Origin of the sequence: Nocardioides sp. (assembly GCF_035547795.1) — a bacterium.
Classification (GTDB): domain Bacteria; phylum Actinomycetota; class Actinomycetes; order Propionibacteriales; family Nocardioidaceae; genus Nocardioides.
Genome location: NZ_DASZUF010000011.1, coordinates 26,056 through 36,667, shown reverse-complemented (window position 1 = coordinate 36,667; position 10,612 = coordinate 26,056). Strand labels below are relative to the sequence as shown.

The window sequence follows — 10,612 nt, the reverse complement described above, 5'->3', positions numbered from 1 at the left end:
GCTGGTCGCGCCCGGTGCGGCGTGCAGGCCGTCGCCGCTCAGCGGCAGCATCCGGATCGAGGAGGGCTTCCCGTCGGTCTTGTAGAGCAGGTACGGCGTGCCGTCGGTGTCGACGAACAGCGACGGGTCGATCGCGCCGATGACCCAGGAGTTCGTCACCGGCGCCGGCGGCGTCGACGGCCCGCAGTCGGGCGTCGGGTAGACCGTCGGCAGTCCGTCCGACGGAGTGCTGGCCCCGTCGCCGGGGCTGCTGTCGCCGTCGCCGGGGGTGGGGGACTCGGTCGGCGTGAGGCAATCGCTCGGCGTCGCGGTGGGGCTCGGCGGCGTGGACGGCTCGACGACATCGGCGACCTGGTCCTCCGCGCCGAGCTTGGACCACGTCGGGCACACCAGCGGCGGGCCCGGGATCGGGTAGAACTGCCCGTTGGCCTTCGTCGCCGTCGCGACCCCGATGCACCGGCTGCTGACCGTCTTGCCCTTCACCGGGGCGGCGAAGTAGAGCAGGTACTTGCTGCCCACCTTGGCGATGTCGGCGGCCCAGATGTCGCCGCCGTTCGGCTTGGCCCAGCTGGGGAACGCCGCGAGCGCCGACGACTTCCACTTCCAGACCTTGCCGTCCTTGGACAGCGCCCGGTTGACCTTGGCTCCGGTGGCGACCACGACGTACTTCTTCGTGGTCTTGAGGACGCTCGGATCGCCGACGGTGTGCTTCCAGTCAAGCGGGATCGGCTTCATCGCGAACGCGGCCGGCACCATGAAGGCGAGCACGAGCGCGACGGCGACGGCGAGGCGCCGGTGGAACCGGCCCGTGCGGGGCGATCCGGGCAGGTCGGGGCGCATGGGTCTCTTTCGTTCGACGTCTTCGACAAGGCAAAACGGGCTTTGAGGTTAACTGCGTCGCGCCCCAATCCTCGGCATTGCGAGCCTGTGAGTGCCTGTGAAATGACACCGCGCCCCCGACGCGGACGTCGGGGGCGCGGTGGCGAGGCGTCAGAAGGCGCTCTCGGGCAGCTCCATGATCGAGTTGTCGACCGCCTCGGCGATCGCACGCTCGGCGGACAGCTTGGGCAGGTTGTACGACGCGAAGAACTTCGCGGCCGCCACCTTGCCCAGGTAGAAGTCCTTGTCCTTGCCGGGGTCGCCGGCCAGCTTGTCGAGAGCGATCTCGGCCTGCCGCAGCAGCAGCCAGGCGCAGACCACGTCGCCGACGGCGAGCAGCAGGCGAGAGGTGTTCTGGGCGACCTTGTAGATGTTGTTGATGTCCTCCTGCGAGGCCATCAGGTCGTTGAACATGTGGCCCGCGATGGCGTTGACGTCCTCCAGCGCGGTGGACAGCAGGGCCTTGCTCTCCTTGAGCTCGCCGTTGCCCTCGGCCTCGAGGAACGCCTTCACCTCGCCGGCGATGTGGCCCAGCGCCTGGCCCTGGTTCTTCACGATCTTGCGGAAGAAGAAGTCCTGGCCCTGGATGGCCGTGGTGCCCTCGTAGATCGAGTCGATCTTGGCGTCGCGGACGTACTGCTCCAGCGGGTAATCCTGCAGGAATCCGGAGCCGCCGAAGGTCTGCAGCGCCTCGGTGCCCAGCAGGGTCCAGGACCGCTCCGAGCCGTAGCCCTTGACGATCGGCAGCAGCAGGTCGTTGACCGCCTCGGCCAGCTTGTTCTCCTCGCCGGCCGCCCGGGAGGCGAGGACGTCGTCCTGCCAGCACGCGGTGTAGATGACCAGTGCGCGCATCGCCTCGGAGAAGGACTTCTGCACCATCAGCGAGCGACGGACGTCGGGGTGGTGAGTGATGGTGACGCGCGGGGCCGTCTTGGCGGAGTTGGTCAGATCGGCACCCTGGACGCGGCTCTTGGCGTACTCCAGCGCGTTGAGGTAGCCGGTAGAGAGCGTGGCGATCGCCTTGGTGCCGACCATCATCCGGGCGTTCTCGATCACGTCGAACATCTGCCGGATACCGTCGTGCACCTCGCCGAGCAGCCAGCCGCGGGCCGGCTCGCCGCCGCCGACCTGCGGGTCGCCGAAGGTGACCTCACAGGTGTTGGAGGACTTGATGCCCATCTTGTGCTCGACGTTGGTGACGTAGGCGCCGTTGCGCTCGCCGGTGAGCTCGCCGGTCTCCACGTCGAAGTGGTACTTCGGCACCAGGAAGAGCGAGAGGCCCTTGGTGCCGGGGCCGCCGATGCCCTCGACGCCCTTCGGGCGGGCGAGGACCAGGTGCATGATGTTCTCCTGGAGGTCCGACTCGGCGCTGGTGATGAAGCGCTTGACGCCGGAGATGTTCCAGGTGCCGTCCTCGTTCGGGGTGGCGAAGGTCTTGCCGGCGCCCACGTCGGAGCCCGCGTCGGGCTCGGTCAGCACCATGGTCGCACCCCACAGCCGCTCGACCATGTGCTTGGCGATCTTCAGGTCGCGCTCGACGCCGTTGGCGTTCTTGTAGACGACGGAGGCGAAGAACGGGCCGGCGCCGTACATCCAGATCGGGGCGTTGGCGCCCAGGATGAACTCCGCGGCGGACCACACCAGCGACGCCGGGGCGTCCTGGCCGCCGATGGCGGCGGGGGTCTGGATCGCCCACATGCCCGAGTCCATCCAGGCCTGGTAGGACTTCTTGAAGGCCTCGGACGCGATCGGCGCGGTGTGGGTGGCCGGGTCGAAGACCGGCGGGTTGCGGTCGCTGTCCTCGTACGACGCCGCGAGGTCCTCACGGGAGATGCGCTCGATCTCGGCGAGGAGCTCCCTGGCCGTGTCGGTGTCAATGTCGGCGAACGGGCCGGTGCCGTAGACCTTGTCGCGGCCGAACACCTCGAAGAGGTTGAACTCGACGTCGCGCAGGTTGCTCTTGTAGTGGCTCACTGCTCCACCTTCTATTGGTCGTGTCGGTGTCGACGGATTGGCCGCGCCTCATCGGGGCTGCTACTGGCCGGTAACTTTAATGATAGGAGCGGGTTCTGCCGCCTGCAAGCGGGGGTGGCGTGAGGTTGCCGGTCCGGAGCGGGCGCGGCGCGGCGGGCGGTGGGCCGCGGCCGCCGCAGGCAACGTAGAACGTGTTCTATATTTGTCGCATGACGGCAGATGCGATCACCTGGAACGCCCCCAACGATCCGCACCCGGCACGGCTGGCGTCGCAGCGGTCCTACGCCGCGGTCGCCAAGGGCGACCTGGCCGAGTGGCTGACCGTCTACGCCGAGGACGCGGTCCTGGAGGATCCGGTGGGGCCGTCGATGTTCGACCCGGAGGGGCGCGGCCACCACGGGCATGCGGGCATCTCGGCGTTCTGGGAGCAGGCGATCGCGCCGATCGCGTCGTTCGCGTTCGAGATCAACGACTCCTTCGCCAACCCCGGTTCCAACACCTGCGCCAACATCGGCCGGATCAAGACGTCGTTCCCCGACGGCTCGTTCACCGTGACCGACCTGATCATGGTGTACGTCGTCGACGACGCGGGCCGGGTCACCTCCATGAGGGCCTACTGGGAACCGGACCGGACCATGGCGACCTTCACCGAGCCGGCCTGAGGCGGGTCCTCAGGCGGCCGCGTGCCGGGCGATCCAGTCGACCGTCGCGGAGACCGCGCGCCAGTCGTCACGGACCAGGTCGAGCAGCTCGGGGGTGTGGATCACCGGCTCGAAGCCGTGCGAGCGGCCGAGGGTGAGCGACTTGTGCCGGAGCATCTCGATGCGCGGGTGGTCCCTGGCGTAGCCGCGCGGTGACGTCTTGAGGCGCTCGCCGCCGAGCTCGTAGCCGGCCGATGCGGCGGTGGCGAGCAGTCGCTCCAGCTCGGCGCCGTACGTGTCATGCACGATCGCCGCCCGGAAGGCGGTCAACCGCTCCGGCTCGAACCAGTAGCACCCGCCGCCGGTCCGCACCCCGCGTGGCGAGAGCTCGACGTAGTAGCCGGTGTGGGACGCGACCCCGACGAACGCGCCCTGATGGGTCTTGTACGGGGTCTTGTCCTTCGCGAAGCGCACGTCCCGATAGGGCCGGAAGATCTTCGCCGGTCCGAACTCCGGCTCCAGGGCCGCGCACAGCGCCTTCATCGGCGCGAGCACCGACTCGACGTAGACGTGCTTGTGGGCCTCCCAGAACGACCGGGTGTTGTCCACCTCGAGGTCGTCGTAGAAGTCCAGTGCGGCGACCGGGAACCCCTCGAAGGTCATGCCGCCATCGTCGCAGAGCCGGTTGTGAGTCGGTTCCTGCACCTGCCCATGCCGGGGCGCGACTCACGACTCGTCACGACACGTGCGCCGAGACCTGCTCGTCGCCACCGTCGGCGGAGGAGAAGATGCTGAGCACGTCGTCGGCGCACAGCGGTACGCCGAGGAAGGCCGAGCCGGCGTGGGACTGATAGGCGACGGTGAGCTTCGAACCGTCCCAGCGCATCAGGTCGGCCGGCCCGCCCTGACCCTGCGCGTCGCGTGACCAGAACACCGAGTCGCCGCAGACCGTCATCGTGCTGTTGGTGCCCGTGCCGAGGTCGACCACGCCGCCCGGGGTGGTCGCGTAGACGTGCACGCGCTGGTACTGGTGCTCGTTCGGCACCACGCTCCACACCGATCCGGAGGGCAGCAGCGCACCCTGTGCGCCCTTGCAGGCGGGTACGCCGGGGAACGGCGTCGTCTGGGTTCCGGACACGGTGACCACGGTGCGGCACGAGGGCTGGCCGGAGTCGAAGGTGAGCATCGCGGTGCCGCTCGGTCCGGTGACGATGCTGGAGAAGCCGTGCTGCGGGGCCGCGCACCAGCCCAGCGTGGCCTGCTTCGTGCCCAGGTCGGTCGTGGCGAGGCAGTAGTCCTTGCCGTGGTCGGTGGCATACGAGAGCGTCGAGCCGCGCAGCGCCCACGAGCCGTCACTCGACGGCGGCAGCGGACTGCTCTTGTCCAGCATGTACGTCGACCCGTCCGCGAGCGAGGTGACCACGGCCCGCTCCGGCTTCTCGCCGTTGGGATCCTGGTAGACCACCACTGCCCAGTCGGCGTCGAGCAACTGGTTGGCGACCGCGAGGCCGGCCGGCGCCTGGACGTGCTTCCCGCCGCCGCCCTTGGCCAGCGACCACCAGCCGCCCTGCTGGCCCACGGTCAGCACCCAGCTGCCGTTGGTCATCGAGGAGTCCTCGGTGGAGCCGGGTAGCGGCTTCCAGTCGAGCAGGGCGGGCGTGGCCTGCGCCGTACTCGTGCCGGAGGCGGCCGGCGTCGACGGCGGCGTGCTGGAGGCCGGTGCGGAGGCCGATGTCGAGGGTGCCGACGGCGTCGGCTGGTCCCCGGGCGAGGCCGCCTGGCCGGGCTGGTCGTCGTGGTGGCTGCACCCGGTCAGGAGCAGCGCCCCGGCCAGCGCCAGCGCGAGGGTGAGCCGGCGCATCAGACCCCGATGTTGTGCAGCGAGTTCGCCTTGATCGCGGCGAGCTCACGCGAGGCCGGCGCCCACTGCACCCGGGCGATGAACGGCTCGGAAGGGTGGAAGCGCTGCTGGTTCCACGGCTCGAAGTAGCCGACCATCTGGGTGCCGTGCTTGTTGGTCTTGTAGCCGCGGCCGACCTGGAAGTGACCGCCGCCGTTGTGGTCCAGGTAGGGGAAGTATCGGGTCAGCAGCAGCGGGTGCAGGATGACGGGCGCGCGGTACTGCGCGATGTGCTTCTGCATCAGCGCGAAGAACTGCGCCGAGGTGAAGCTCTTCACGTCCAGGACGGTGTAGGGGCCGGCGTACGTCGGCTTGTCCCAGCCGGTCGAGTTGTTGACCACCCGCACCATCGAGGTGATGGCGGTGCCCGCGGTGGTGGTGCCCAGCTTCTTGGCCCAGTGCGCGGCGCCCTTGTCCTTCTGCTTCCAGCCCCAGGTGATCATCTGCATCGAGGTGGGACCGCACCAGTAGGTGCGGATCTGCTCGGCGGTCTGCTTGTTCTTCAGGATCTTGGCCTTGACCGGGTACGTCGTCGGCACCGACGGTGCCGCCGGGGCGGTCGTGGTCGCCGTCACCGGGGCCGGCGCGGTCGTGGTGGGGGCGGCGGTGGTCGGGGCGCCGGCGCCGACGGGCAGCACGGTCGGGGAGACCGACGGTGTGGCTGCGGCTGGCGCGGCCACCGCATTGGTGTCCACCCGACCCGCGGCGGATGAGGCGGTGGTCCGGGCCTCGGGGTGCTCGGCCAGGAAGTCGGCGGGCAGGGGCACGCCCTGGATCTCGTGCCGGATCAGCCAGACCTTCGCCACCGCCCGGGCGGCCTGGGTCAGCTCCTTGGTCTCGGCCTTGGCGCGGGCCGCGGGCGACATCCGGGCGAGGCGCTTGAGTTCGGCTGTCTCGGAGAGGTCACCGGTGTTGCGGGCCTTCTTCGCCTTGGTGGCGCGGCGGCCGGTGAGCGGCGCGACGTCCGCGGCGACCCGCGCCTGGACCTGCTGCTCGGTCTCGGTCGTCCAGCCCTGGCCGAGGCAGTAACGCTGCCCGTCGAAGTCGGCGCACTTGACCAGGCCGTCGACCACCCCGGTCGGGATGCGGCCCGCCGCCATCCGCGGCAGCGTGCGCGGGGTGGAGTCGACCACCCGGGCGATCTCGGCCTTCATCGCCGGTGTCACCTTGCTGTATCCGGCGGCCTCGGCGGCCCGCGGCACGTAGTGCGGGCGGTCGCCGGAGGGCGAGATCACGCCGTGGTCGCCGCCGCCGCGCGGGACGAACGGGGCCGCGGCGAGCAGCACGATGAGGGCACCGATGGCGATGGTGCGAGGACGAGGGCGGCGGCGCATGGCTGACTCCGAGTGCTTGGGGAAGCGATTCTGCGGATCCACTGTCTCCCGAAATCACAGATGTCGCAACTGCCACAGGAGTCACACAGCAGGCGGCGCGGGCCGGCGCCCCAAACTGTCACGGTGACACTTCGGGCGGTTAGTGACACTTGGCATGTGTCACCGGTGACGCAAAGTGTCACGGTGACACTTTGGGGAGCGAGCGGAATGGAGCGGATGACGAGGCTCGAACTCGCGACATCAACCTTGGGAAGGTTGCGCTCTACCAACTGAGCTACATCCGCATGCCCGCGGTCGCGGGCGGTGAGGATGCTACCGCAGCGACGTGAGGTCGGCGTACTTCGGGTTGATCCCGTCACCCGAGGAGCGGCCGGTGAGCCGTCGCCCGATCCACGGCACCAGGAAGCTGCGGGTCCACTCCAGGTGCTCGGCCCGGCGCTCGCGGGCGGTCAGCGGCGGCCGCGCGGTGATCGGGTAGGCACTCAGCTGGTGGGTGACGCCGAGCGCGTCCAGCACCCGCATCGCCATCATCTGGTGGCCAGCGGGGGAGTAGTGCAGCCGGTCCTTGTCGAGGAAGTGGTGCCGGTCGTAGTCGTGGTCGCGCCAGATGTCGACGATGACCGCGCCGTGCCGATCGGCGATCTCGCGGATGAACTCGTTGAACAGCGCGCACCTGCCGCGCACCATCTTGAACGCCTGGTTGGAGCGCGTGTCCGGCAGCGTGAACATGACGACCTGGGCGCCGTTCGCGGCCAGCCGACCGATCGCATCGTCGTACGACGACGCGAGCGCATCGACGTCCACGCTGGGCCGCAGCACGTCGTTGCCGCCGCCGTGGATCGAGACCAGTGCCGCGTCCAGGGTCACGGCCGCCGGCACCTGCTCGGCGATGATCTGCGGCAGCTTGCGACCGCGGATGGCGAGGTTGGCGTAGCGGAAGCCCGGCGCCTGACCGGCGAGTACGTCGGCGACCCGGTCGGCCCAGCCGCGCAGTCCGTTGGGGCGGGCCGGGTCGGGATCGCCGACTCCCTCGGTGAAGGAGTCGCCGAGGGCGACGTAGGAGGTGAAGGCCATGATCCGCATTCTGCGACGGCGGCCGCGCGCGGAGACCACCGGGTAGGTTGAGCGCGTGCTGCTGAGTGACAAGGACATCCTGGTCGAGATCGAGGCCGGCCGGATCACCCTGGATCCCTATGACGAGACGATGCTGCAGCCGTCGTCGATCGACGTACGGCTGGACCGCTTCTTCCGGGTCTTCGACAACCACAAGTACGCCGCGATCGATCCGGCCGTCGACCAGTCCGACCTGACCCGTCAGGTGGAGACCGAGGGCGACGAGCCGTTCATCCTGCATCCGGGCGAGTTCGTGCTGGGATCGACGTACGAGACCATCGCACTGCCCGACGACGTGGCCGCGCGGGTGGAGGGCAAGTCGTCGCTGGGCCGGCTGGGGCTGCTCACCCATGCCACCGCGGGCTTCGTCGACCCGGGCTTCTCCGGGCACGTCACCCTCGAGCTCGCCAACGTCGCCACCCTGCCGATCAGGCTCTACCCCGGGATGAAGATCGGGCAGTTCTGCTTCTTCCGGCTCACCTCGCCCTCGCAGCACCCCTACGGGTCGGAGAAGTACGGCAGTCGCTACCAGGGCCAGCGCGGCCCGACCGCCTCGCGCAGCTTCCAGAACTTCCATCGCACTCCGATCTGACCTCGGCGCCGAGAGGCCCGCCGGCCGTCGCGAACTCGCGACGCCCGGCGGGCCTTCCGCATTCCGGGCCCCTTGCGGCCCCCGTTGAGAGTGTGGTTAGGCTTGCCTTAGTAAGCGTTGCCTAACCAGAGAGGCGAGCCATGACTCGTCGTACCCCTGCTCTCGTCCTCGCCCTCGCGCTGGCGGCCACCGCGCTGGCCGCCTGCTCCACCGGCCCGTCCGGCGCGAAGGACGGCAGCGCCACGTCTCCATCGACGTCGGCGGTCGCGAACCAGGGCGCCTTCCCGGTGACCATCAAGCACCACTTCGGTGAGACCACCATCGAGAAGGCGCCACAGCGGGTGGTGGCGATCGGCAGCAGCGACCCGGACAACGTGCTCGCGCTCGGTGTCGTGCCGGTCGGCATCGGCAAGGTCACCTGGGGCGGCAACGACCACGGCACCACGCCGTGGTTCGACGCGAAGCTCAAGCAGCTCGGCGGTCAGGAGCCGACGCTGCTCGACCAGACCGACGCGATCCCGTTCGACGACATCGCCAAGCTGGCGCCCGACGTCATCCTCGCGACCTACTCCGGGCTGACCAAGGCGCAGTACGACAAGCTCTCGAAGATCGCACCGGTGGTCGCCTACCCCAAGGACCCGTGGGAGACCACCTGGCAGGACTCCCTCGAGATGGACGCCGAGGCGCTCGGTCGCACCGCGCAGGCCCGGCAGCTCGAGCAGACCACCACGCAGGAGCTGGACGCGGTCAAGCAGCAGTACCCGCAGATCGTCGGCAAGACGTTCATCTGGGCGGCGCTGGCCACCACCGACCTCTCCCAGGTGCCGTACTACACGCCCGACGACGAGCGCCCGAGGTTCCTGGCCTCGATCGGGATGAAGAACGCGCCGATCATCGAGAAGATCGCGCCGCAGGGTGTGTTCTACGGCCAGATCTCCGCCGAGCGCGCCGCCGAGCTGAAGTCGGACGTGCTGGTCACCTACGCGGTCAAGGACAGTGACGCCGCGACGTACCGCTCGGACAAGCTGATCGGTCAGATCCCGGCAATCAGGAGCGGGCACATGTTCGCGGCCACCGACAACACCGCCTCGCTCGCGGCCGGCGTGCCGACGCCGCTGTCGGTGCCCTACGCGGTGGCGCACTTCGTGCCGAACCTCGTCAAGGCCGTCGACGGTCAGTGAAGCAGTACGTCGCCCCGCTCGCGGTGCTCGCCCTCGCGGCGGTCGCCTCGATCCTGGTCGGCTCCCGGATGGTGGCGCCGAGCGCGCTATGGGACCACGGCAGCGCCGGCCAGGCCATCCTGGAGACCCGGCTGCCGCGCACCGCGCTCGGCGTCCTGGTCGGCGGCGCGCTCGGCCTGGCCGGGGCCTGTCTGCAGGGGCTGACCCGCAATCCGCTGGCCGACACCGGGCTGCTCGGGATCAGCTCGGGTGCCTCGCTGGCGATGGTGATAGCGGTCTCGGCCTTCGGGGTCAGCTCGCTGGAGGCGTACGTCGGCTGGGCGTTCGCCGGTGCGGCGGTCGCCGCGGTGGTGGTGCACGGGCTGGCCTCGGCCGGGCGCGGCGGCGCCACGCCGGGCAAGCTCGTCCTGGCCGGCGCGGCGCTCTCGGCCGGCGTGGCGAGCTGGACCAGCGGCGTGCTGCTCACCGACCAGCAGACGTTCGACGTCTTCCGGGGCTGGCAGGTCGGCACCATCGGCGGCCGCGACTGGCACGTGGTGCTGACCGGCCTGCCGATGCTTCTCCTCGGTGCGGCGCTGGTGCTCGCCCGCGGCCGCACCCTCGACGTGCTCGCGCTCGGGGACGACCTGGCCCGCGGGCTGGGGCGGCGTACCGCCGTCGACCGAGCGGTGCTCGGCCTGGCGGTGATCCTCCTCGCCGGTACGGCAACGGCGCTGGCCGGGCCGATCGCGTTCGTTGGCCTGGTCGCCCCACATGCCGCCCGCGCCACGGTCGGCGGCTCCTACCCGCGGGTGCTTCCGCTCGCGATGGTCTACGGCGCCGTCCTGGTCGTGCTCGCCGACACGATCGGCCGGGTCGTCCTGCCGCCGACCGAGGTGCAGGTGGGCATCATGACCGCCGTCCTCGGCGTACCCGTCTTCGCGTGGTTCCTGCGCCGCGGCCGGATGGTGCGACTGTGAACCACCCCATCCGAATGCTCGCGTCGCTCCGCTCCAGAC

The 10,612-nt window shown here is 70.0% G+C and carries 10 protein-coding genes and 1 tRNA gene; 4 read left to right on the top strand and 7 right to left on the bottom strand.

All coding sequences use genetic code 11. From position 1 onward, the window contains the following. Both VHA72_RS00890 and VHA72_RS00885 read right to left on the bottom strand, forming a co-directional pair. On the bottom strand, positions 1 to 840 hold an 840-nt coding region (locus tag VHA72_RS00890; RefSeq protein ID WP_325572556.1), incomplete at its 3' end, for a family 43 glycosylhydrolase. A gap of 150 nt (positions 841 to 990) precedes the next feature. Next, on the bottom strand, positions 991 to 2,853 hold the full coding sequence (locus VHA72_RS00885; RefSeq protein WP_325572555.1) for an acyl-CoA dehydrogenase: 1,863 nt from the start codon (positions 2,851 to 2,853) through the stop codon (positions 991 to 993). 209 nt (positions 2,854 to 3,062) lie between these two features. Between VHA72_RS00885 and VHA72_RS00880 the strand changes: the two genes are divergently transcribed. Then, entirely contained in the window at positions 3,063 to 3,515 is a 453-nt protein-coding gene (locus VHA72_RS00880) for a nuclear transport factor 2 family protein (protein WP_325572554.1), read from the top strand. Positions 3,516 to 3,524: 9 nt separating this feature from the next. Here the strand turns inward: VHA72_RS00880 and VHA72_RS00875 are convergent, their stop codons facing one another. From VHA72_RS00875 to VHA72_RS00855, 5 genes are all read right to left on the bottom strand, one after another. Next, positions 3,525 to 4,157: a DUF2461 domain-containing protein gene (locus VHA72_RS00875; protein ID WP_325572553.1), complete on the bottom strand. Its 633-nt coding sequence runs from the start codon at positions 4,155 to 4,157 to the stop codon at positions 3,525 to 3,527. A 73-nt stretch (positions 4,158 to 4,230) separates the two neighbouring features. After that, entirely contained in the window at positions 4,231 to 5,355 is a 1,125-nt protein-coding gene (locus VHA72_RS00870; protein WP_325572552.1) for a hypothetical protein, read from the bottom strand. Next, a complete protein-coding gene (locus VHA72_RS00865; protein ID WP_325572551.1) occupies positions 5,355 to 6,728 on the bottom strand; it encodes a C39 family peptidase in 1,374 nt (457 codons plus the stop codon). Before VHA72_RS00865 ends, VHA72_RS00870 begins: the two co-directional genes overlap by 1 nt. A gap of 208 nt (positions 6,729 to 6,936) precedes the next feature. Next, positions 6,937 to 7,012, bottom strand: a tRNA-Gly gene (locus VHA72_RS00860). Between the two features lie 28 nt (positions 7,013 to 7,040). Then, positions 7,041 to 7,802, bottom strand: a complete 762-nt coding sequence (locus VHA72_RS00855) for an SGNH/GDSL hydrolase family protein (protein WP_325572550.1) — start codon at positions 7,800 to 7,802, stop codon at positions 7,041 to 7,043. Positions 7,803 to 7,857: 55 nt separating this feature from the next. Here VHA72_RS00855 and dcd point away from each other — a divergent pair, with 55 nt between their 5' ends. The 3 genes from dcd to VHA72_RS00840 all read left to right on the top strand — a co-directional run bounded on the left by dcd (position 7,858) and on the right by VHA72_RS00840 (position 10,573). Next, entirely contained in the window at positions 7,858 to 8,433 is a 576-nt protein-coding gene (gene dcd / locus VHA72_RS00850; RefSeq protein ID WP_325572549.1) for a dCTP deaminase, read from the top strand. Between the two features lie 140 nt (positions 8,434 to 8,573). Then, positions 8,574 to 9,614, top strand: a complete 1,041-nt coding sequence (locus VHA72_RS00845) for an iron-siderophore ABC transporter substrate-binding protein (protein WP_325572548.1) — start codon at positions 8,574 to 8,576, stop codon at positions 9,612 to 9,614. Continuing rightward, positions 9,611 to 10,573 (top strand): FecCD family ABC transporter permease, encoded by a 963-nt coding sequence (locus tag VHA72_RS00840; protein WP_325572547.1) that lies wholly within the window; start codon positions 9,611 to 9,613, stop codon positions 10,571 to 10,573. Before VHA72_RS00845 ends, VHA72_RS00840 begins: the two co-directional genes overlap by 4 nt. Positions 10,574 to 10,612: the final 39 nt, after the last annotated feature.

Bases quoted from the DNA above. Each gene is read 5' to 3' on its own strand.
- VHA72_RS00880 (WP_325572554.1), top strand. From the start codon at position 3,063: ATGACGGCAGATGCGATCACCTGGAACGCCCCCAACGATCCGCACCCG.
- VHA72_RS00875 (WP_325572553.1), bottom strand. From the start codon at position 4,157: ATGACCTTCGAGGGGTTCCCGGTCGCCGCACTGGACTTCTACGACGAC.
- VHA72_RS00870 (WP_325572552.1), bottom strand. From the start codon at position 5,355: ATGCGCCGGCTCACCCTCGCGCTGGCGCTGGCCGGGGCGCTGCTCCTG.
- VHA72_RS00865 (WP_325572551.1), bottom strand. From the start codon at position 6,728: ATGCGCCGCCGCCCTCGTCCTCGCACCATCGCCATCGGTGCCCTCATC.
- VHA72_RS00855 (WP_325572550.1), bottom strand. From the start codon at position 7,802: ATGGCCTTCACCTCCTACGTCGCCCTCGGCGACTCCTTCACCGAGGGA.
- VHA72_RS00845 (WP_325572548.1), top strand. From the start codon at position 8,574: ATGACTCGTCGTACCCCTGCTCTCGTCCTCGCCCTCGCGCTGGCGGCC.